Source organism: Halopseudomonas sp. (assembly GCF_036961105.1).
In the GTDB taxonomy this organism is placed as follows: Bacteria; Pseudomonadota; Gammaproteobacteria; order Pseudomonadales; family Pseudomonadaceae; genus Halopseudomonas.
In genome coordinates, this window is the sequence record NZ_JBALWW010000067.1 from 1 (window position 1) to 555 (window position 555).

General features: G+C 60.9%; 1 protein-coding gene. It reads left to right on the forward strand.

Annotated features, from left to right (window positions below):
* A partial coding sequence (locus tag V7756_RS19025; protein ID WP_335611766.1) for an inositol monophosphatase family protein occupies positions 1-208 on the forward strand: 208 nt, incomplete at its 5' end.
* Positions 209-555: the final 347 nt, after the last annotated feature.

The window sequence follows — 555 nt, forward strand, 5'->3', positions numbered from 1 at the left end:
CTGCCTGATCGCCGCGGGCAAGGCAGATGCGTATCCGCGCCTGGGACGCACCATGGAATGGGATATTGCTGCCGGTGATGCCGTGTTGAGCGCGGCGGGCGGCCAGGTGCAGACGCTTGATGGTGCGCTACTGGGCTATGGCAAGCGCGGCTTTGAGAACCCGGATTTCGTCGCCAGCGGCGCGCAGCCGTTCTTTGTTAGTGCCTAGCGGACTCTGATTCATTAGTGTCAGGTAGTGCCCGCCGGCCGGGATGGAACCGGCCATCCCAGGGAAACCCGCGCCAGACGGGCCGAATGTGCGAAAACACGCCGCCACGCAGCTGCCTACCTGGGAAGGACGAGTTCCATCTCGTCCAGCGGCGCAGCCGCTAATCCTTTCAAGGTAATCCCAGGCTTTTTTTCGGACACAAAAAAGCCGCACCTGAGTGCGGCTTTCTTTTCAGCCAAACAGCTTACTCAGCGGGCTGAGCGGCCTTGACCATGCCGGCCAATTCGCCGGATTCATGCAGTTCCAGAATAATATCGCTACCGCCTACCAACTCACCGCCCACCCAC